The 21,308-nt window shown below is 57.7% G+C and carries 18 protein-coding genes and 1 pseudogene; 10 read left to right on the forward strand and 9 right to left on the reverse strand.

From position 1 onward, the window contains the following. Window positions 1-110: 110 nt before the first annotated feature. From Q1W70_RS16235 to Q1W70_RS16245, 3 genes are all read right to left on the reverse strand, one after another. On the reverse strand, window positions 111-1,439 hold the full coding sequence (locus Q1W70_RS16235; RefSeq protein WP_166590721.1) for a sigma-54-dependent transcriptional regulator: 1,329 nt from the start codon (window positions 1,437-1,439) through the stop codon (window positions 111-113). After that, window positions 1,439-3,199 carry a sensor histidine kinase gene (locus tag Q1W70_RS16240; RefSeq protein ID WP_182342042.1) on the reverse strand — a complete coding sequence of 587 codons (1,761 nt, stop codon included), beginning with the start codon at window positions 3,197-3,199 and terminating at the stop codon, window positions 1,439-1,441. The genes Q1W70_RS16235 and Q1W70_RS16240 overlap by 1 nt, the downstream gene beginning before the upstream one ends. 145 nt (window positions 3,200-3,344) lie before the next feature. Continuing rightward, on the reverse strand, window positions 3,345-4,868 hold the full coding sequence (locus Q1W70_RS16245) for a fumarate hydratase (RefSeq protein WP_166590719.1): 1,524 nt from the start codon (window positions 4,866-4,868) through the stop codon (window positions 3,345-3,347). A 312-nt stretch (window positions 4,869-5,180) separates the two neighbouring features. Between Q1W70_RS16245 and Q1W70_RS16250 the strand changes: the two genes are divergently transcribed. From Q1W70_RS16250 to Q1W70_RS16260, 3 genes are read left to right on the forward strand one after another with little or no spacing between them, the layout of a single operon-like run. After that, window positions 5,181-6,287, forward strand: a complete 1,107-nt coding sequence (locus tag Q1W70_RS16250; protein WP_182342039.1) for a GGDEF domain-containing protein — start codon at window positions 5,181-5,183, stop codon at window positions 6,285-6,287. Next, the gene (locus Q1W70_RS16255; protein WP_166590717.1) at window positions 6,280-7,215 is read left to right on the forward strand and encodes an iron-sulfur-binding ferredoxin reductase; all 936 of its coding nucleotides are present in this window, start codon (window positions 6,280-6,282) and stop codon (window positions 7,213-7,215) included. Before Q1W70_RS16250 ends, Q1W70_RS16255 begins: the two co-directional genes overlap by 8 nt. Window positions 7,216-7,242: 27 nt before the next feature. Continuing rightward, window positions 7,243-7,989, forward strand: coding sequence for an enoyl-CoA hydratase-related protein (locus Q1W70_RS16260; RefSeq protein ID WP_166590716.1), 747 nt, complete (start codon window positions 7,243-7,245; stop codon window positions 7,987-7,989). A 180-nt stretch (window positions 7,990-8,169) separates the two neighbouring features. Here Q1W70_RS16260 and pyk read toward each other — a convergent pair whose 3' ends face one another. Beyond that, entirely contained in the window at window positions 8,170-9,621 is a 1,452-nt protein-coding gene (pyk, locus tag Q1W70_RS16265; RefSeq protein WP_095165807.1) for a pyruvate kinase, read from the reverse strand. 156 nt (window positions 9,622-9,777) lie between these two features. Here pyk and Q1W70_RS16270 point away from each other — a divergent pair, with 156 nt between their 5' ends. The 3 genes from Q1W70_RS16270 to Q1W70_RS16280 all read left to right on the forward strand — a co-directional run bounded on the left by Q1W70_RS16270 (window position 9,778) and on the right by Q1W70_RS16280 (window position 11,515). Beyond that, the gene (locus Q1W70_RS16270) at window positions 9,778-10,149 is read left to right on the forward strand and encodes a tetratricopeptide repeat protein (protein WP_166590715.1); all 372 of its coding nucleotides are present in this window, start codon (window positions 9,778-9,780) and stop codon (window positions 10,147-10,149) included. A 231-nt stretch (window positions 10,150-10,380) separates the two neighbouring features. Further along, a complete protein-coding gene (locus Q1W70_RS16275; protein ID WP_166590714.1) occupies window positions 10,381-10,740 on the forward strand; it encodes a PilZ domain-containing protein in 360 nt (119 codons plus the stop codon). Window positions 10,741-10,933: 193 nt separating this feature from the next. Then, entirely contained in the window at window positions 10,934-11,515 is a 582-nt protein-coding gene (locus Q1W70_RS16280) for a hypothetical protein (protein ID WP_166590713.1), read from the forward strand. Window positions 11,516-11,805: 290 nt separating this feature from the next. On the opposite strand, the gene Q1W70_RS16285 is transcribed toward Q1W70_RS16280, so the two are convergent. The 3 genes from Q1W70_RS16285 to Q1W70_RS16295 form a co-directional block, all read right to left on the reverse strand. Next, window positions 11,806-13,137 carry a DUF58 domain-containing protein gene (locus Q1W70_RS16285; protein WP_166590712.1) on the reverse strand — a complete coding sequence of 444 codons (1,332 nt, stop codon included), beginning with the start codon at window positions 13,135-13,137 and terminating at the stop codon, window positions 11,806-11,808. A 16-nt stretch (window positions 13,138-13,153) separates the two neighbouring features. Beyond that, window positions 13,154-14,155, reverse strand: a complete 1,002-nt coding sequence (locus Q1W70_RS16290; protein ID WP_182342025.1) for an AAA family ATPase — start codon at window positions 14,153-14,155, stop codon at window positions 13,154-13,156. 528 nt (window positions 14,156-14,683) lie between these two features. Next, a complete protein-coding gene (locus tag Q1W70_RS16295) occupies window positions 14,684-15,145 on the reverse strand; it encodes a helix-turn-helix domain-containing protein (RefSeq protein WP_166590710.1) in 462 nt (153 codons plus the stop codon). A gap of 169 nt (window positions 15,146-15,314) precedes the next feature. On the opposite strand from Q1W70_RS16295, the gene Q1W70_RS16300 reads away from it, so the two are divergent. The 3 genes from Q1W70_RS16300 to Q1W70_RS16310 all read left to right on the forward strand — a co-directional run bounded on the left by Q1W70_RS16300 (window position 15,315) and on the right by Q1W70_RS16310 (window position 16,682). Beyond that, entirely contained in the window at window positions 15,315-15,710 is a 396-nt protein-coding gene (locus tag Q1W70_RS16300) for a DUF6957 family protein (protein WP_166590709.1), read from the forward strand. Between the two features lie 210 nt (window positions 15,711-15,920). After that, the gene (locus Q1W70_RS16305) at window positions 15,921-16,211 is read left to right on the forward strand and encodes a hypothetical protein (RefSeq protein WP_256669853.1); all 291 of its coding nucleotides are present in this window, start codon (window positions 15,921-15,923) and stop codon (window positions 16,209-16,211) included. Window positions 16,212-16,301: 90 nt separating this feature from the next. Next, entirely contained in the window at window positions 16,302-16,682 is a 381-nt protein-coding gene (locus tag Q1W70_RS16310) for a hypothetical protein (RefSeq protein WP_166590707.1), read from the forward strand. 297 nt (window positions 16,683-16,979) lie between these two features. Here Q1W70_RS16310 and Q1W70_RS16315 read toward each other — a convergent pair whose 3' ends face one another. Both Q1W70_RS16315 and Q1W70_RS16320 read right to left on the reverse strand, forming a co-directional pair. After that, window positions 16,980-18,065: an Mbeg1-like protein gene (locus tag Q1W70_RS16315; protein WP_166590706.1), complete on the reverse strand. Its 1,086-nt coding sequence runs from the start codon at window positions 18,063-18,065 to the stop codon at window positions 16,980-16,982. Window positions 18,066-18,395: 330 nt separating this feature from the next. Continuing rightward, on the reverse strand, window positions 18,396-19,211 hold the full coding sequence (locus Q1W70_RS16320; RefSeq protein ID WP_166590705.1) for a hypothetical protein: 816 nt from the start codon (window positions 19,209-19,211) through the stop codon (window positions 18,396-18,398). Window positions 19,212-19,265: 54 nt separating this feature from the next. Between Q1W70_RS16320 and Q1W70_RS16325 the strand changes: the two are divergent. Continuing rightward, a pseudogene (locus Q1W70_RS16325) lies at window positions 19,266-21,302 on the forward strand (AAA family ATPase); the annotation flags it as partial. Window positions 21,303-21,308 lie beyond the last annotated feature (6 nt).

Raw genomic sequence — 21,308 nt, forward strand, 5'->3', positions numbered from 1 at the left:
AGCAGGAGCCGTGCCAGCTTGTGCAGGGCCGTTCTAGAGGGGTTTGCCGGGGTTAATGAGCGGAAATCCGCTCATTTGCCAGATTCGATGAGCGAAAATCCGCCGAGCATTCAGCCCAGGAACATTTCGCGGGTCAGGCCGTGGCGCTGGAGTTTTTCATTGAAGGTGCGGCGGGGTAGTTGCAGCTCTTCGAGCACGGCCTTGATGTCGCCCTTGTGCCGAGTCAGGGCGGCGCGCAGGCACTGCGCTTCAAAGGCTTCCTGTTGGGCTGCCAGCGACTGGCCGGGTTCGACGGCGTCCGGCTCATGATCATCCAGGCCCAGGACCTGGCGCTCGGCAACGTTGGCCAGTTCGCGCACGTTACCCGGCCAGTCATGGCTGAGCAGGCGACTCAACCGCGGGCCACTCAAGGGCGCGACGCTGCGGCCCAGGCGTTGCGCCGCCGCACGGCTGAAGTGGGCATAGAGCAAGGGAATGTCTTCGCGCCGTTCACGCAGCGCCGGCAAGCGCAACTGGGCGACGTTGAGCCGATAGGCCAGGTCTTCGCGAAAACGCCCGGCGCGGGCTTCATCCAGCAGGTCGGGTTTGGTCGCGGCGATGATCCGCAAATCGACATCGATGCTCTGGTTGGCCCCCAGGCGCTCGAGCTTCTGTTCCTGCAGCACGCGCAGCAATTTGACTTGCTGGGCCAGCGGCATGCTTTCGATTTCATCGAGAAACAAGGTGCCGCCGTCGGCGTATTCCAGCTTGCCGATACGTTTGCCCTGGGCGCCGGTGAAGGCGCCGCTTTCGTGCCCGAACAGTTCGGCCTCGAACAGTTGCTCGGGGATCGCCGCACAGTTCAAGGCCACGAAGGGCTTGTCGGCGCGTGGACCGAAATCATGCAGGCAGCGAGCGACCAGCTCCTTGCCGCTGCCGGTTTCGCCGCGAATCAATACGTTTACCGGCAGGCCGGCCAGGTCCAGGATCTGCCGGCGCAGGGTCTGCAGGCCCGGGGACACGCCCAGCAGGCTGGCCTCCAGTTTGCTGCGGTGGTCGGCCTGCTCGTGCAGGGCGCGGTTTTCCAGGACCAGCCGGCGCTTGTCCAAGGCCCGGCGCAGGCTGTTGAGCAAGGTCTCGGGGCTGAAGGGTTTTTCCAGGAAGTCGTAGGCGCCATCGCGCATGGCATCGACCGCCATTGGCACATCGCCGTGGCCGGTCAACAGGATCACCGGCAGCTCGGCATCCCGTTGTTGCAGGGTGGCCAGCAGTTCCAGGCCGCTGATGCCCGGCATGCGCACGTCGCTGAGGATCACCCCGGGGAAGTTCACCGGCAACTGCGCCAGGCACTCCTCGGCGCGGCTGAACAGCTTGACCTGAAATCCCGAGAGGCTCAGCCATTGCTCGACGGCGTCGCGAATGCTGCGTTCGTCATCGACCACTATTACCGAGTTCAACATCAGATCTGTGCCTCCAGGTCGACGGGCAGGGTCACGGTGAAGCGTGCGCCGTCGCCGTGGTTCTCGGCCGTCAGGCGGCCGCCGAGTTCATGAATGATGGCAAAGGATACGGCCAGCCCCAGTCCCAGGCCATCACCCACCGGCTTGGTGGTGAAAAACGGGTCGAAGACATTGGGCAGGTCTTGCTCGTCAATCCCGCCGCCGCTGTCGGTGACGCTCAGGCGCCACAGCTGTTGATCGGCCTCAAGGCGGATGTGCAGCCGCTTGAGTGGCTTGTCGCGCATGGCATCCAGGGCATTGCGCAGCAGGTTGATCAGCACCTGTTCCAGGCGAATGGCGTCCCCGCGAACCCGCGCCGGGCGGACCAGGTCTACGGTGCAGTGGATCTGTTCATCGCGCAGGCGCACTTCCAGCAGGTGCATGGCCTGGTCGACCACCGCGGCCAGGTCCAGTGGCTCGCGTAATCCGCTGGGGCTCTTGCGGGCGAAGGTCTTCAGGTGGCCGGTGAGGGCCGCCATTCGGGTGAGCATGTCATCCAGCGGTCTGAGTGCCTTGTAGGCATCATCGACGCGGCCATGGTCCAGCAGCAGGCGCAAGGTTGCCAGTTGCATGCGCTGGGCGGTGAGCGGTTGGTTGATCTCGTGGGCCAGGGCCGCCGACATCTGCCCCAGGGCGGCGAGTTTGGCCGATTGCACCAGGCCGTCCTGGGCTGTGCGCAACTCGCGGGTGCGTTCCTCCACCAGGCGTTCCAGTTCCTCGCGGCTGCGCTGGCGCAGCTTGGCGATACGCCAGCGCTGGCTGAGGAACAGCAGCACAAACACCAGCGTCAGCCACACGCCGGCGGCGGCCAGTGCGGCGTTGCGCAAATCTTCGAAGGCCACCTGCGGGCGCCGCAACAGGTGCAACGTCCAGCCTTCGGTACTCAGGGGCAGTGACTCCCAGAGGTACTGGGCCGGGCCGTCGGGACCCTCGACCCGGACGAGATAACTGTTGTCGTCAAAGCGTCGAAGCCGTTCGTGGGGCAGGGGCACCAGCGTTTGTTTGTCGTATTGTCGGGTGGCCTTGAGCTCGGCGAGGTCGGTCGGCGACAGTGCTTCAAGGAGGCGATACCGCCAGCCTGGCTGGTTGGCGATGAACACAATGCCGCGAGCGTCGCTGACCAGCAGGGTGTCGGTGCCCTGGCGCCATTCGCGCTCCAGCTCTGGAAACTCCAGCTTGACCACCATGGCGCCGAGAAACTCATTGTTGTCGCCAAGCACCGCACTGGACAGAAAGTAGCCGGGAATGCCGCTGGTCACGCCCACCGCATAGAAGCGGCCGGTGCCCTGGCTGCGGGTCTGGCTGAAGTAGGGACGGAAACCGTAGTTGTGGCCGACATAGCTGCTGGGCAGGCGCCAGTTACTGGCCGCGATGGCCAGGCCGTTGCGGTCCAGCAGTTCGAGGGTGGACGACTGGGCCGCACCGTTGATTTTTTCCAGCTTCTGGTTCAGCGCGTCCTGCTGTTGCGGGCTCACCGGGCCGGTCAGCGCCGAGCGCAACTCCGGGTCCAGCGCCAGCACGGCGGGCAGGGCGCGGTAACGTTCGATCAGGGTATGCAGGGAGGTGGCGTACAAGGCCAACTGCTGGTTGGCACGCTGAGCGTCGTCCGCCAGGGTCTGGCGTTCGGCGTGGCGCATGGCGGCGGCGGTCACCAGGACTGTGCCGGCCACGATCAGCAGGACATAGAACATCAGGCGCAGAGAACGATAAATAGGCGGCATGCGATGGGCACAGGCTACGGGGTCGGGGGCGCACGATAGCATGCAGCGCGGCGTTGGCGGAGTGTCCGCGCAGTGCGCAGGTGCCATAAAAAAGCCGCGCTGTTGTGGTAAACAGCGCGGCTTTTATTGGCTGGGGTGTGGGTGCTTACTGCACTTCTACCGCCAGGCTGTCACTGATCTTCTTCTGCCAGATGGCAGGACCGGTGATGTGTACCGACTCGCCCTGGCTGTCGACCGCAACGGTGACGGGCATGTCCTTGACGTCGAACTCGTAGATCGCTTCCATGCCCAGTTCGGCGAAAGCCACCACGCGGGATTTCTTGATGGCTTGCGCCACCAGGTAAGCCGCGCCGCCGACGGCCATCAGGTAGACGGCCTTGTGGTCCTTGATCGCTTCGATGGCGGTCGGACCGCGCTCGGATTTGCCGATCATGCCCAACAGGCCGGTCTGCTCGAGGATCTGGCGGGTGAACTTGTCCATCCGCGTCGCGGTGGTCGGGCCTGCCGGGCCAACGACTTCTTCGCGCACCGGATCAACCGGGCCGACGTAGTAGATGAAGCGACCCTTGAGGTCGACCGGCAGGGTTTCGCCCTTGTTCAGCATCTCGACCATGCGCTTGTGCGCTGCGTCGCGACCGGTGAGCATCTTGCCGTTGAGCAGCACGGTTTCGCCCGGCTTCCAGCTCTGCACTTCTTCCGGGGTCAGGGTGTCGAGGTTGACGCGACGGGCCGACGGGCCGGCTTCCCAGACGATTTCCGGGTAGGCGTCCAGCGGTGGCGCTTCCAGCGAGGCCGGGCCTGTACCGTCGAGCACGAAGTGCGCGTGACGGGTGGCGGCGCAGTTGGGGATCATGCACACCGGCAAGGAGGCGGCGTGAGTCGGGTAGTCCATGATCTTCACGTCGAGCACGGTGGTCAGGCCACCCAGGCCCTGGGCGCCGATGCCCAGTTGGTTGACCTTCTCGAACAGCTCCAGGCGCATTTCTTCAATACGGTTCTGCGGACCGCGAGCCTTGAGCTCGTGGATGTCGATGGACTCCATCAACACTTCCTTGGCCATCACAGCGGCTTTCTCGGCGGTGCCGCCGATGCCGATGCCGAGCATGCCCGGTGGGCACCAGCCAGCGCCCATGGTCGGAACGGTCTTGAGCACCCAGTCGACGATCGAGTCGGACGGGTTGAGCATGGCCATTTTCGACTTGTTCTCGGAACCGCCGCCCTTGGCTGCCACGTCGACTTCCACGGTGTTACCCGGGACGATCGAGTAGTGGATCACGGCCGGGGTGTTGTCCTTGGTGTTTTTGCGAGCACCGGCCGGGTCGGCGAGGATGGACGCACGCAGGACGTTTTCCGGCAGGTTGTAGGCGCGACGCACGCCCTCGTTGATCATGTCGTCCAGGCCCATGGTCGCGCCATCCCAGCGCACGTCCATGCCCACGCGGACAAACACGGTGACGATACCGGTGTCCTGGCAGATCGGCCGGTGGCCGGTGGCGCACATGCGCGAGTTGATCAGGATCTGCGCGATCGAATCGCGGGCCGCTGGCGATTCTTCGCGCAGGTAGGCCTCGTGCATCGCCTGGATGAAGTCCACGGGGTGGTAGTACGAAATGAACTGCAGGGCGTCAGCAACGCTCTGAATCAGGTCGTCTTGCTTGATCACGGTCATGAGTCGCGCTCCTCTAAAAGACGGGAACATTTAATAAAGGTGTTTGCAGTGGGGTGCATCGGTCGGCTGCAAACACCTTTCAGGGCACGCCGGGGTTGCTGGCGCGACGCTAAAAAGGCGCGGCAGTATAGCGCGCCTCGCCGCCGGGTACACCCGCCGGCAGTCAAACCAAGGTCGCATAACAATGAGACGCGACCCGGGGCAGCTCCACAAAAATTGAATGGTCATTTTCGAGCAGCAACACTAAAGTGATCCAAGGCCTTTAGGGTAGGACACTCTTATCAGCCCCCCCTTTGCACGGTGAGTCAACGATTGACCCATAACGCGATCCAGAATCTATTGCTCAAGCGCTTTATTCTGGCGACAGGCACCTATGCGCTGGCGATATTGCTGCTGTGGCTGGCGATTCTCAGCGGGCACTTCCAGGGCTCGGTGCGCAGTGCGCTGATCGCCACCGTACTGGTGATGTTCAGTCAGTCGCTGTTGTTCATGATCTTCTTCAGCGGGCGCAACCTGCGGTTTCCCGACCCCAGCCTGACCGAAGTCCAGGTGCTGCTGGGCATTGGCTGGCAAACCTGGCTGATTGCTCATCTGGACGGCGCCCGAGGCGCCTTCCTGATTTTTTACATACTGATTCTGATGTTCGGCCTGTTCCACCTGCCGCGGCGGGCGTTTGTGCGCTGTGCGGCCCTGGTGTTTTTCAGCTTTGCCAGCCTCAACCTGTGGGAAGGCTACCATTTCGAACTGGCCGACCCGACGCTGGCGGCATTGCAGGTCTGCGTGCTGTTTATTGTGCTGGTCTGGCTGGCGTTGTATGCCAGCTATGTGCAAGCTTCGCGTCTGCGCATGCGCCAGCGCCGGTTTGCCCTGCAGGCACATCAGGATACGTTGCGCGGGATGATGCGCCAGCTCGAAGACCTGGTGGCCACCGATGAGTTGACCGGCTTGTTCAACCGTCGGCATTTCCTGCGCCTGGCCAGCCGTGAACTGCAAAACATGGACGCCTCGGTGGAGCATGGCCTGGCGCTGATCGACCTGGACCACTTCAAACGAATCAACGACCTGCATGGCCATGCCGCCGGCGACCAGGTCCTGCAGGCATTTGCCGGCGTTGCCACGGCCTGCCTGCGCGAGGGCGATGTATTGGCCCGGTATGGCGGAGAGGAATTTGTGTTGTTGTTACCTGATTGCAACCCCGAGCGCCTGACCTCCTGTTGTGAGCGGTTGCGCCTGGCGTTCACCGAAGTGCAGTTGATCGGCCTGAATGTGCCGGACCTGAGCCTGTCTGCGGGCATGACCCTGCTGGCCGTCGGCGATGAGCTCGACGACGCCTTACAGCGTGCCGACCAGGCGCTGTACCGGGCCAAGCGCGATGGCCGTAATCGCTGTGCGGCGGCCTGGGAAAACGTCGATGCCTGAACTGACTGTCGGTGAGCGTCAATGGACGGTAGCGGTGGGCAGCAACCTGCTTGATGCCTTGAATCAGCAGGGTTTGCAGGTGCCCTATAGCTGCCGGGCGGGCAGTTGCCACGCGTGCCTGGTGCAGTGCCTGCGCGGGGAGGTCGGCGACCGTCGCCCGGACGCCTTGAGCGCCGGGCAGCGCCAGCAGGGCTGGCGGCTGGCCTGTCAGTGCGAGGTGCTGGATGACCTGCAGGTGGCGGTGTTCGATCCGCTGCGTGACGGCGCCCCCGCCGTGGTCGAGGCGCTGGACTGGTTGAGTCCCTGTGTCCTGCGCCTGCGTTTGTCGGCCGAGCGGCCATTGCGCTATCAGGCCGGGCAACACCTGGTGCTGTGGGCCGGCCACGTGGCGCGCCCGTACTCCCTGGCCAGCTTGCCGCAGGAGGACCGATTCCTCGAATTTCACCTCGATTGCCGACTGCCCGGGGCCTTCAGCGATGCTGCCCGGGCGCTGAAGATCGGTGATTCGATCCGCCTCGGTGAACTGCGCGGCGGGGCATTGCATTACGACCCTGACTGGCAAACTCGCCCGCTGTGGCTGCTGGCGGCTGGCACGGGGCTGGCGCCGCTGTTCGGGGTACTGCGTGAGGCCCTGCGCCAGGATCATCAAGGGCCTATCCGGGTGATTCACCTGGCCCATGACGGGCCAGAACATTACCTGGCCAAACCCCTGGCGGCACTGGCGGCCAACCGCGCCAACCTGAGCGTCGAGCTGTGGACGGCGGCCGAGCTGTCAGCGGCTTTGGCGCAATTGCGCCTTGTTTCCCGGCAAACCCTGGCCTTACTCTGCGGGGGCCCTGAGAGTGTCGACGCCTTTGCCCGGCGCTTGTACCTGGCGGGGCTGCCGCGTAATCAACTGCTGGCCGATGTGTTCCTGCCGCGCGGTTGAGCTGACTATCTTTTCATGAGATTGACCATGACCGATGCCATTTTGCTGGAACGCGAAGGCGGGCTGCTGACATTGCGCCTGAACCGCCCGGACAAGAAAAACGCCCTGACCCGCGCCATGTACAGCCAATTGGGCACAGCCTTGCAACAGGCGGATAGCGACCCTGAGATCAAGGCAGTCCTGATCACCGGCAGCCTCCAGTGCTTTACCGCCGGCAACGATATCGCCGACTTTCTCCAGGAACCGCCGAGCGATCTCGACAGCCCGGTGTTCCAGTTCATGCGCAGCCTGCTGGAGTGTCGCAAACCGGTGGTCGCCGCCGTTGCCGGGGCGGCGGTAGGCATCGGCACCACGCTGCTGCTGCATTGCGACCTGGTGTACGTCAGTGCCGACGCCAAGTTACGCATGCCCTTTGTCAACCTGGGGCTGTGCCCGGAGTTCGGTTCCAGCCTGATCCTGCCGCGCTTGCTCGGCCAGGCCAAGGCGGCGGAGCTGTTGCTGTTGGGCGAAGCGTTTACTGGCGAACAGGCCGCCGCCTGGGGCATTGCCAGCCAGGCGTTGCCGAGCGCCGAGGCGACCTTCGCCAAGGCGCGGGAGATGGCGCTGCGCTTCGATCAACTGCCGCCGGAAGCGGTGCGCATCAGCAAACAACTGATGAAAGCCCCGGACCGCGAACTGCTGCGCAGGGTGGTCGAGGAGGAGGGCAAGCTGTTCGTCCAGCGGCTGCGCTCGCCGGAAGCGTTGGCGGCGTTGTCGGGGTTTCTCAAGCGCTGATGAATCGGCGGCGCGCGCGGACCTCTTCGCGAGCAGGCTCTCTCCCACAAAGCTTGTGTTGATCTGGAGTTACGGTGGGCGTCTGCTCGCGATGGGGTCAGACACCCCGCTCACTGGATCGGAAAGCAAAAAGCCCCGCCATTCATATGGCGGGGCTTTTGTTTTTCAGCGCTCGGTCAATCAGACCATCTTGTCGCCAACGTGCAGGATTTTCATGCCGTTGGTGCCGCCGATGGTGTGGTAGCTGTCGCCCTTGGTCAGGATGACCCAGTCGCCTTTCTCGACCACGCCGCGAGCCAGCAGCTCGTCGATGGCCGCCTGGCTGACTTGCTCAGGTGGCAGGGATGCCGGGTCGAACGGGACGGTATACACGCCACGGAACATCGCCGCGCGGGCCTGGGTTTCACGGTGCGGGGAGAACGCGTAGATCGGCACCGAGGAACGGATGCGCGACATGATCAACGGCGTGTAGCCACTTTCGGTGAGGGCGATGATCGCCTTGACGCCCGGGAAGTGGTTGGCGGTGTACATGGCCGCCAGGGCGATGCTCTGGTCGCAGCTTTCGAAGACCTTGCCGATGCGGTGGCTGGAGGTCTTGCTGGTCGGGTGCTTTTCGGCGCCGACGCAGATACGCGCCATTGCCTGCACGGCTTCCAGTGGGTACAGGCCGGCAGCACTTTCCGCCGAGAGCATCACGGCATCGGTGTAGTCGAGCACGGCGTTGGCCACGTCGGACACTTCGGCACGGGTGGGCATCGGGTTCTGGATCATCGACTCCATCATCTGGGTCGCAACGATCACCGCTTTGTTGTGGCGGCGTGCGTGCAGGATGATCTTCTTCTGGATACCCACCAGCTCGGCGTCGCCGATTTCCACGCCGAGGTCACCACGGGCAACCATCACGGCGTCGGAAGCCTTGATCAGGCCGTCGAGGGTTTCGTCGTCGGCGACGGCTTCGGCGCGTTCGATCTTGGCCACCAGCCAGGCGGTGCCGCCGGCTTCGTCGCGCAATTGACGGGCGTATTCCATGTCGGCCGCGTCACGCGGGAAGGACACGGCAAGGTAGTCGACTTGCATTTCTGCGGCGAGCTTGATGTCGGCCTTGTCTTTTTCAGTCAGGGCCGGAGCGGTCAGGCCGCCACCACGACGGTTGATGCCTTTGTGGTCCGACAGCGGGCCGCCGATGGTCACGGTGCAGTGCAGTTCGGTGGCGCTGGCGGTATCAACACGCATGACCACGCGGCCGTCGTCGAGCAGCAGCTCGTCGCCGACGCCGCAGTCCTTGACCAGGTCCGGGTAGTCGATGCCGACCACTTGCTGGTTGCCTTCGGTCAGAGGATGGCTGGTGGAGAAGGTGAATTGATCACCGATCTTGAGCTCGATCTTCTTGTTGGCGAACTTGGCGATGCGGATTTTCGGGCCTTGCAGGTCGCCCAGCAGAGCGACGAAGCGCCCGTGCTTGGCCGCGAGGTCACGGACCAGCTTGGCGCGAGCCTTGTGCTCGTCTGGGGTGCCGTGGGAGAAGTTCAGGCGGGCGACGTCCAGGCCAGCGAGAATCAGCTGTTCGAGAACTTCCGGCGAGTTACTGGCCGGGCCAAGGGTAGCGACGATTTTGGTACGACGGACGGACATGCAAAGACTCCTGAGTTCAAGCGCTGAGTGAGGCTACTATGCTCAGAAGTTGTAGTCATTGTTCGTTTGCACTACTTATTGGATTCTTTATTGAACGCGCCGCACTGAAGATTTTTGCCGCCGGGTCGATACAAAGCCCAAGACAGGAGAACCCTCATGCGATTCGTGCTTTTAGCTGCCCTGGCCCTGAGTGTCGTGGGCTGTACCCGTTGGTCGATGGACCATCACTTGAACACCGCCTACCGTGCCTACGACGCCGGCAACTGCGAGCGGGTGATGCTGGAGCTGTCCCAGGTCGATCGCAAAAGTCGGTCGCGGCGCTACATCCAGCCAGAAGTGTCGATGTTGCGTGGCCAGTGCCTGGAGCGGCAGAAGCTCTATGTCGACGCCGCCCAGACCTACCAGTTCATCATGGCCCAGTACCCGAACAACGAGTACGCCTACCGGGCCCGTGCGCGGCTGGAAACCTTGCAGTCGCTGGGCTGGTACCCGCCGCGCAGCGCCAGAAGCATTCCGGCTGCTTTGTAATGTCGAGTCTCATTTAACCACTGGCCGTGCTTCAGCCTTGAGCTAATCTCCCTGGGAGACGTCTCGGCGGGTCGACGCTGAACGTCGTTGATACCTGAGAGCGGCAGAAGTAGCGCGAGCGCAAGGCAAGGACGTTCGCACCGCAATCGGGGACAGCGAGCCCGCACTGCCGGCTCGTTGCGAAGCAGTAGTGCGACCCTGCTCAAGGGCCTTGGCAAAGCGATATTCAGCATGTTCACAGAACGCCGGATCGAGCGGCACCAGTTGCCGTATTTTCTCAAAGTCTTCAACCGTATCACCGACAAACCCATTGGCTACATCGGCAATGTCTCGGAAGACGGTTTGATGCTCATCAGCAACTTGCCGATGATGGTGGGCGCGGTTTTTGACCTGCGCCTGAAAATTCCCGCCAGCGATTACGTCTCTCAAATCATCGACCTGCGCGCCTGCTGCCAGTGGTGCCATGAAGATGCCACGCCCCATCATTACGATGCCGGATTCATTCTGCTCGATGCTCCGCCGGAATACGCGCAGTTGGTAGAAGCGTTGAAGCGGTATTTCAGCTTTCAGAGTTTGTCGGCTTCCGCATAATAAAAAGTAACGCAGCCTACCTATCTGCCTGTTCTTGAGTGACCGCTATGGGTTTTTAGTTTGCTAATAATGGTGCTTGTGCTTATTTCGTTTGGTTTTAAAAAACTGTCAGTTCTGACAGTGGTTGGTGCGGGCTACTTCAGTTATTTTCTTGATTGCAAATTCAATGATTTGTTAGTCGAGGGGAAAGGTGATGGCACGTTCAGTTCAAATTAAAGTGAAAGTAAAACCATGCGGAAAAAAGTGCTGTAAAGAGGGTGCTAAAGAGGAGGAAGACAAGCTGAAGGTGACTCATAGAGAAATTACGCAGTTTGTTCTTGGGGGGGAAGTCGTCGATGGTTCTTTTCGAGAACAAATTGTAGGTATTCAATCTACTGAAGATTTTTGGGCGGGTGTGCCAATAGATATTTTCAATCACCAGCATTTGCGCGTTGGTGAGCTGAGGGGTCAAATAAAGTATCAGTACAGATTTTATGAGGGGCGAGTTTATTTTAGGTCGACGGAGTATCACTTGACCAGTCGACCATCAAATAGGGTATGGAGGAGGGCAAATATTGACTTCAAGCTTTACAGTCGTACTGAAGTGCGAAAGAACTCACCTGACGCAATGGTCATGGATAACAACTGGCATCTGCTTTTTATGAATGCCGATGTTGATTATGTACCTGGAATCGGTGTGTATGTAAATTTCCGAGTTGAGTATGATGGAACAAATAATGGCGTCGGTGAACAAGATAGTTGGGGGCAGCAGGTGCGCCTCGTAAACCGAGGCTGATCTTGGTTAGCTTCCCGCTTGGTCAGTTCTGAGGCTGGCGTGGGTTGGCCTCATTACTGCAATCGATGCAGATTGCATGATTGTCAATGTTGGCTTGTCACGGTGGTTGCCGGGAGTTGGTTTTCGCTGTGGCGAATCTCGCTCATGGGACGTAGCGAGTCATCAAGGGTGTATCGATTTATCCGGGTTTATGATGTTTCTCCGAACCTTTGTCGAACGTGAGTTTTATGTTGTTCGTAGGGGTGGTAAATACTAACTGGTGATTTCCTTTGGTTGGCATCTGTAGGGAGTTACAGCGCTCCAGATTTTTTCCAGTTTAAGTACTTGGATGTCAGGCTTGCTCCAAGTTTTTCAGGTTGGGTGTCAACTACGGGTATGCCTTGTAGCTTGAGTTTTGCATGGGTTGTCATGCGAGTGTGTAGATAGTCCGAAACTGCGCAATAGTCGAGTGCTTCCTGTAGTGTGTTGACAGGGCGTGCCAATAATTTCTCCAGGATGTTCTCTCTTAAGCTTGTGACCAACACAAGATGCTGTTTTCTTAGGTGATTTATGGCGAGTGTCAGGTCTTCGTTGTCCTCGTTCCGCAAATTGGTCAGGATAATGACTAGTGTTTGCCGTTTTTCTTTCTTCAATAACTCGAAAGCAGCGGCCTGATAGTCGGCGCTACGATTGCAACTCTCCAGGTCATAACTCGCATTTAACAAGGATTTGAGTTGCCCAAGGCCTTTGACAGGGGGGAGATATCGCGGTTGATGACTGGCGAAAGTCATCAGACCAACAGCATCGCCCTGACGCAGGGCTATATAGCTGAGCAACAGGCAGGCGTTGAGGGCGTGGTCGAAGTGCGACAGCTCGCCGTCCTGGCTGCGCATGTGTTGCCCGCAGTCGAGCATGAAGATGATCTGCTGGTCGCGTTCGTCCTGATACTCGCGGGCAATCGGTGTGCGTTGCCGGGCGGTGGCTTTCCAGTCGATCTGGCGCAGGCTGTCGCCCTCGCGAAACTCCCTTAGCTGGTGGAACTCAAGGCCCTGACCACGTCGCTGGCGCTGGCGCACCCCCAGTTGGCTGATCCAGCTGTCGACCGCCAGCAACTGCGCGCCGTACAGGTGAGCGAAATCCGGGTACACCCGGGTGCTGTCGTTGACCTTCAGGTAGCGCCGCGCGGACCACAAACCGAGGGGGCCGGGCAGGTTGATTTCACACTGCTGAAAACTGAAGTGCCCTCGGCGCAAGGGTCGCAGACGGTAGCTGAATTGACTGGTCTGACCCGGCTGCAACTCCAGCGAATGAGGCAGTTGTTCGAAGCTCAGGCCATCGGGAACGTGGTCGAACAGCTCGACGGTCAGAGGTTGCCGGTAGTCGTGTTGTACGCTGACCTGCACCTCAGCCCAGCGTCCTAGCGCCAGGCTGCCGGACAGTCGACGTTCGATGCTCGGCGAAGGACGACGCAGCAGATGCGCGGCATCAAGCAACGCCAGGACCAGGAGCGCCAGCAGCAGCGCCCAATTGATTGCCTGCAGGCTTGGCCCCGGATCAATGCCCAAGGCGCGGAGCGCTCCCTGCACAATACTCAGGCCGAGCAGCGTGGCCAGCCAGATCAGCAACAGGCGCGTGGGCTTCATGATTCAGGGCTCCTGCTCACAGTCTGGGCGCCGGAACCTGGTCGAGCATCTGCCTGAGTACCTGGTCGACGTCGAGGCCCTCGATATCCAACTCCGGGGCAAGCCGCACCCGATGACGCAGGACTGCCAAAGCACAGGCCTTGAGGTCATCGGGGATGACGAATTCGCCGCCACGCAACAGCGCCCGGGCCCGCGCCACCCGCACCAGGGCAATGGAGGCTCGCGGACCGGCGCCGAGGGTCAGGCCGGGCCAGGTGCGCGTGGTGCGGGCCAGTCGCACGGCGTAGTCGAGCACCTGCTCATCCAGCGGCAGTTCGCTGGCGATCCGCTGCAGGGCGAGGACGTCCTTGGCTTGCAGCAGTGTGCGCAATGGCTGCACGTCGAGCATGTCGGCGCGGGTCGAGCGGCTGACCTGGCGCACCATGTCCAGCTCTTGCTGCATATCCGGGTAATCCATGCGCACTTTGAGCATGAAACGATCGAGCTCGGCTTCCGGCAGCGGGTAAGTGCCTTCCTGTTCGATCGGGTTCTGGGTGGCCAGGACCATGAACGGTTGGGCGATGGGCAAGGCCCGGCCTTCCAGGGTCACCTGACGCTCCTGCATGGCTTCGAGTAAGGCGGCCTGGGTCTTGGCCGGTGCCCGGTTGATTTCATCGGCCAGCAGCAGGTGGGTGAACAACGGGCCCTTGCGCAGCTTGAACTGCTCGGTCTGCAGGTCGTAGACCGCATGCCCGGTGACATCACTGGGCATCAGGTCGGGCGTGAACTGAATACGTGCGAACTCGCCGCCGAAGCAGCGGGCGAGGGCGCGCACCAGCAAGGTCTTGCCCAGGCCCGGTACGCCTTCGAGCAGCACATGGCCGCCGGCAATCAAGGCACTCAGCACATCGTCGATAACGCTGCCCTGGCCAATCACGACCTTGTTCAGCTCAAGGCGCACGGCTTGCGCCAGTTGACTGGCCCGGCGCCGTTGCTGGGCGGCATGGGACGGGCTCGGAGGTACGGAAGGTTCGCTCATCTGTTCCGGAGCCTTGCTAACTGTTAGTAATGAATTATCTTCCATAAATCAATCACTTACTCAACCTAACGGTTTTGGATGACCTTCTGGCCAGTACGCATTCATGGTATCTGTGCTCAACCGAATGAGCAGAAGCTATTATGACCGGACGCTTCGTTGCTAGAAGTTGGCGGATCCGTTAGTGCAGGATCATGGCCCAGCCAATCTCTAACGAATAATCTCGAACCAGTGATGGTAGATGACCGATGTCCTTCTGCATCGTACCTCCATGCTAATTCATCCTGCTGATCCAGGAGTTGCCAGAGGCGGGGTGAGAATAATTTCGGTAAGGACTTTTGGGCCGCAGAGGTAGCCACTTGCACCTAGGATGAATCAGTGCCAAAACAATACCTAGCATGGCTGGACGAGCATGACACGCTGATACCAGCTCCTTATCATTATTCCGCTATACAGTATGGGCCTAAGCACTCGCTAAAGCCCTGGCAATTCGCCGGTAATAGCTCAAGTTTGTAAGCCGCCATTGGTACATCAGTCGGCCATTTCCCGATGCCAGAGACGCCTTACCGTTGTCTCTGGCAGGCCAAGGCGCTTACGGGCTTCGGTAATGCTAAGCCCTTTGGCCTTTAACTCCTGCACAGCTCTCCACTTGCTCCTAGCCTCTATCATAGCGGGCGTCATTTTCGGTTGCGGCTCAGATGGTAAAAGCGTGTCCGCCAAACCCAACTTTTCGATTTCAGCCAAGCACCCTAGCAGGACTTCACGTGCCGTACGTTGCTCATGAGCGGCCAGTGTCAGTGTGAATAGTGTCGATGGCTGTACGCCCAAGGCGGTAGCAAGGTCATAGCTGACATCGACCGTAGCGGTGGTAATCGCAGTCTCGAGCTGACTCACATGGGACTGCACAACGGACTTTGAAATCTCTACCTGAGACAAGCCACGTAATGTGCGGAGCAGCTTAAGCGCTGCTGCGAAGGATTTGCGCAGCGACATTTTCCATACCTACAAAAGGAGACGGTATGCCGTGTTTGCCTGTCGCCACACAAATCTATATATTGATAGTTATGGCGTATGAGTTAGACAGCATCTAATTCAGTCAGGAGCAAAAGTCTTCGCCTTCGGGAGTGGATGTTGTCAATTAAGGCCAATTAAGGAGTAGCGGATGAGTGGTCTTGGTAGCGATGGTCTGTTGGAGGGCGCTGGAATCGGCCTGGATGGCTCCGAACTGTCCCTCGACGAAGCCGTCGCGTTGGCCAGAAAGCGTTACAAATGGATGCCCCTCTGCGTCGTCGAGGAGTGGATCATCCTTGACGCTATCGTTACCGACGCCGAGCGAGCCAAAGTAGCCGCCGCAGGCTGCCAACCAATCTTCATGTTTGCCCACAAAGTTGTGGATGACGAGCAGAGGCGTTTCGAGCCAGGCCATTGGGTGCGCTCAAGCATGGGCACCGCTTTCAAAGAAGGCTACTTATTCGAAACACGCAACACGGTCTACGTGTTGCTCGGGCCAGGCCATCGTAAGTCTGCTTCTATCGAAGCAATATTTTCCCTTTTCTGATTACCCATCGGTTCTGCTGGGCGACTGACGTGCTCCAGTAGCTTGAGGCGACACATGTTCAGAACCTTAGACAACGACCTGATAGGCCTCCCAGGAATGTTCGGGGAGGGCGTGTCCCATTGGCGCGGAGTCTCAAGGCTGCTCCGAACGCCTTGGTATCACTTAACCCTTAGCGTCGAAAACGAGGGGCGGCTCAGCGAGTGTGCGGTGATGATTGACGACACCCACCAGCTTCAAAAAATGTTGGTAAGCCAAGGTGCGGATTTAGCTATCACCGAGATTATGGCTGTGACGCCATCTTGGATGAATAAGTCCGGATGCTGGCAGATGGAGCGGTTAACCAGAGTAACCGTAGGTGAGGACAGGTCTGGTTCTGAGGTTTGCTTGCTGGAAGTGGCTAAGGGGGCGGTGTATCACACCTCACACCAGCGAGACTTCAAGATTGAAGCGCTGGCCAACCTGAGGCCCGTCTTTCTCTCAAGCATGATTCGATCTGCCTGAAATTTACCAGTAATCCCCCACGGTACCAGCGCGCCTGGTTGCGTGTGCAATTCTTGATAACTCCATACAGGCCGCAACCGGAGCCCAACAATGCTCGACACCCTAGATGTGAATTTTCACGGCAAACGCCATACAGATTTTGATCTCAAGCGAATTATAAAAGCTCAGGAGCAAGGCTTTGATGTGCCAGTGACCGCCTATCTATGCGGTGTTTCCATCAGGTCTCGAGCAGGCATCGGTGTTGTTTTTGGCCACAAGCGCAAAGACCAGTACGGGCGGTTTGGCGATGGCCACCTGATCAGGACTTCTGACGTGTTGAAGGTCGAACGTGAGGGGCGATTCTGGGTAATGACGACCGAGAATTCTAGGTACGTGCTCGCTACATTTCAGCGGGGGAATGGGCGTTCGAGTTTGCGTGAGTTTCTGCGCCTCTCACGAACATTCCATCCAACACCCAGGTTTCTACAGTGATTTGGCGGGGGCTATCTGCAAAAACGTTTCCTTATCCGACCTTGTAATAGCCCATCTAAAGTTAAATTTTCGAATCAACATTCGGTGAAATGATCCGCTTGGTCAATGTACATTTCGATGTTCTTGAAGAGCCAAATTTTACTGGTATAGTCACCACGAGCAACTCGTTTGACGCACAAGCGCTTTAATGGATGGAGGCTGTTCGTTGAACAGCCCTTTGAAGAACGCCTCATTTACCTTCCACAGTATCTGTAGCGGTTTGCCTGCAACCCCAGATGCACCCGCCATCTTCACATATTATTCATTTAAAATCTTGTCAACAGCAGTGGTTTCGTCAACAGGAATAACACCTCTAGATGCTCCACTGGCTGTCGGCAATCGATGATTATATTCAGCTCGGTCAGAAGCTATTTTCTTCTCTGTAATTGCACAGTTAGCATCTGAAATACTTTGAGATCTGATAATTTTTAGTGGTTCACTATCGTCTTCGTTGGTGTTTTTTTCAAAGTGTAGTGCCAAGTCGGCATACCACAATATCTCCCTTGCCAAAACCCATCGGTAGTGATTGTAAATGGAGCTGCTTTCAATAAGATTAAAGCCGGTGTAGCGATTTTGCGGCTGCGCACCTATTTGCCGGCGGTTAGATATATTTAAAACTTCTGAGCTAGTCGATAGCAGTCGTATCTTGGGATTTCCACCATCTGGGGGCGACACACCAGGCCTTGGGCTAGGATTGAAAGCCCACGCTTCAGTGATCATCCCCCCGGTCTCTTGATGGTTGGTCACGTGCGCAGCCAACCCTCCACCGAGCGAGTTACCTGTTACAACAACCTTGTCTCCGAATAGCCCTAGGTGGGAGTTTCTATATTCAACAGCTTTTTTAACATACTCTCGCGCTGGCTTGTTCTGCAATTGCCAAACTGCAAAGTTCTGAAAAAAGTAGTCTACAAAAAATTGATCGGAGCCCCGAAACGCAATAATCATCTCGTTTTGGCCGGTCGTTTGATTTCGATAGCTAAACGTTTCGGCTTGAAAACCATTCCACTGGTCTTCGGTTAACTCTGGTATGGATTTCAAATAACCTGGTGTACCAAAGTTGTAAGGGTTGTTAGCGTCATCGTGCTGAAGTGTCAGGGTGGCTGCCAACGCGTAAACATAACCGTCCTTCGCAAGCCTCAGTTTTCGTGCGGTTTCTCCGCTGGGGTTACGTGGCGGCGTCTGGTATGCATCTACCATATCCAAGTATCGAGAGCTACACCATGCATATCCTTCGATCTTACCGCCGAATTTAGGGAAGGGTGAATATTTAAACCCACTACATCCGCTGATGGCAATCAGCGTAAAAGAAACGCATGTACAAGTGATTTTTTGTTTTAGATTCATCGCATGCCCTCTGAGTTTCTCTTGAGTGTAGTCGGCAGACGAAAGCTAGGGATATTTTTTAAAATAAACGCATAGCTAATGCCCGCCAGGCTAACGCCCCCACCAGCGAAAAATCGAAAGAAAATACATTCACGCCTGATCGAGGCTGAGGCCTCTTAAACACAGGATGAATAATATTCAGCCGCCTTCGCGCACTCTCTTTGACACCGATGAATGAATCACGGGTAGCCTAGCAAGGCTTCGCCCGTGTCGTGAAAAACATCATGGCCGCAGGGGGGCTTCGAGAGACTCTTTAGGATCGATATGCGGCTGAAGACCCACATGTTGGGATCAAGAGCTGTGCTTCACTCCATACGTAACCCAGTCGAAGAATTCGTTATCTTTATTTGTATAAGTTATGCTGTGAGGGAATTCGTAAGGTTTACTGTCGAGTTCGCGAATTTTAAGGGTTACTTCACCCTTCTGCCAGTTGAAAAATATGTGCCTAAGCTGTTTTGTACCTGACTTGTCTGTTACACAAGTGTCGATCTCATATGGGTGTCTCACCGACCATCTATCTGTTGCACTTAAAAATAGGTGTGCTACTCCAGTATAGATTTCTACCATCTCGAGTGATGGGACTTCGTAGCTATGCTCGGTAACATTTCTAAGCTTGTTGAATTTCTCCAATACGCTTGGCGAGGGTAGGCCGCATTTAAGTATATAGTCCGAAAGAAGGTGGAAGTTTTTAACACGAGTTAATGAAATGCAACCGAAACCTAGGCATACATCTTCCATTCGTAAATGAAGTGCTCTTTTAGCGTTTGCTAACGCGTTAATGAGATTTCTTGACTCCGTTCCATCAGCCAGATCCATTCGAGCGTACTCTAAATAGTCTTCGGCAGAAGGTGTTTCACGGCAGCTGTAGCTAGACCAGTTATAGGTGACGTCATCGGAGTCAACATCTTTCGGTTCAAACATATACTTAACATCATCATTGGTAGGGGGTACTAAGCTAGCATGGCCGTGAAGCCTAGTAAAAAAGGAGTCAGGCCGACGAAGTAGGTTTCTGTTCTTGGTCGATGTATTGTAAGACAGCGCGCTCATGTGCAGCGCCGGGAGAAATGGATGACGTCGGCATTGCAGGATTTCCAGCAGTTCGTTCATTGGCTTCACCGCCCAGACAGCGGAGCTTCCGAAGACGCTCGTCGATTCGCCAATATGGTGTCGGAGAATTTTCCTGCCGTCGCAGCAAGCTCAAGGCAGCGCAGTCAACGATCCTTTGTGCTGAGCGAATTAGCACGCTTATCACTGGCTGCTACATCCCCGGCAGAGCCAGTGCCCCAGGCTGCAGAGGCCAGAGCGGGATGGGCTTTTCGTAAGCTGCTTCATCTTACAGTGGGGCCATTTCGAGGGTTCAGACACCCTGAGCCATTCGAGTTGCAAAAACGGATTGTCATGTTTTACGGCCCGAATGGCAGCGGGAAAACCAGCCTGTGTGAAGCGCTGGAGTTTGCCTTGCTCGGTGCTGTGGATGAGGGAGACATCAAACGGATTGCCGCCGACCGTTATCTTTCCAACTCGCACGAGGGCCGTTTTGCCCGACCAGTATTACTCGCAACTGATTTTGAAGGCCGGCAAGTACCTGTGATGGCGGACGCAGACGCTTACCGCTTCTGCTTCGTCGAGAAGAATCGAATAGACGCATTCTCTCGCATAGCTGCAAAGCCTGCAGGGCAGAAAACCGAGCTGATAGCTGCTCTCTTCGGTATGGATCAGTTCAATGATTTCGTTGGGCACTTCAATGATTCTATGGAGGGCCAACTAACGTTGGTGGCTGTCAAAAACCAAGAGCTTTTGGCCAAGCAAGCGACGTTAAATCAAGATAATGCGACCGTTGCAGACGAGGGCGCTGCCTTAATCCGACATGCTCAGGCAGAGCAAAACTACGCCAACTCATACAGTCCAGGAATGAGCTATGCGCAGCTGTTGGCTGCTATAGGCAGTCCAGAACATCCGGGGCGATTGCAGGAGCTCGAACAGGCAATCAACCAGCCAGCCCCTCCGATCTTTGGAGTGAGTGCTGCCGGCCTCATTGATGCCTACAGTGCAGCGGAAACGGCGCAAAGGGCTCTAAATGATCTTGAAGGTCAGCTAGCACAGCGCAGTAACGACATCTCATTTCAGGATTTGTATACAGCTGTACTGGGTCTTCAGCAGGTCGTAGGTGACCACTGCCCTGCCTGTGATACCCCGCTTGCCGGTGACTATCGCGCCCTCCACAACCCGTATCAAAAGGCGCACGATGGCCTGGCAGGTTTGAGGGAGCTGGCTGAACTGCAAGCTCGTCAGCGAACTGCAATTGCTACGCGGAACGCTGCGTCGGAAGCATTGCGGATATTTCTAGCTACCTTCGCGCAACGTGTAGGAGCAACGATTCAGAGTCCATTACCTGTGCAACGCTATCTTGCGGATCCAGGTGTCGATGCTCAGCGGGCGTGGTGGGTGGATGGTTTCCAACCTGATGAAACAGGGAAATCGTTGGCCCAGAGAGCAGTTGATTGGGCGACTGAACTCGAAGCGCGCGACGTCGCATCTCGAGTGATCCTTGATGATCGACAAGGTCTAATCGACGAGCGCGACAGGCTCAATCAGGCTCGCATCGGTGTAACTACATTGGCTTCCAATCGTCAGCAAACCTTGCAGGCCCTTGCTGGTGCCAGAGGTAGAATCGCGGCGTTCGCTGCTGACAACTCTCCGCTTATCCAGCAGGTTGCTGAGGAGGTGGAAGCGATTGCTCGCGATACACGTATACGCAACGCCTACGACCAGTTTTTAAGTCTCTTGCGCCGTTACCGTACCGAACTGCCAGGTACTTTAATGGCCGGCCTAAATGCCCTGACGTTGGAGCTTTACAACGAGTTCAATGTGCGCGATTTGGACGCAGACAAGCTGTCAGCCCTGTACCTACCAGTGACAGGTGAGGGACGTATAGAGTTGAGCTTTCGTGGTGCACCTGCTGTTCGCGTCGACGCGCTCCAGATTCTTAGTGAGGGTCACGTCAGATGCTTGGGGCTTTCAATTTTGTTAGCAAAAAGTCTGAGCATCAGAGCCCCGGTGATCGTGTTCGACGATGCGATTAACGCTATCGATCACGAGCACCGCCAAGGCATACGAGAGGCGATATTTGAAAGCAACCGTTTCGCGGATACTCAGATCATCGTGACGTGTCATAGCAACGAATTTATCAAAGACATTCAGAAC

The organism is Pseudomonas kielensis (assembly GCF_030505375.1).
GTDB classification, from domain to species: domain Bacteria; phylum Pseudomonadota; class Gammaproteobacteria; order Pseudomonadales; family Pseudomonadaceae; genus Aquipseudomonas; species Aquipseudomonas kielensis.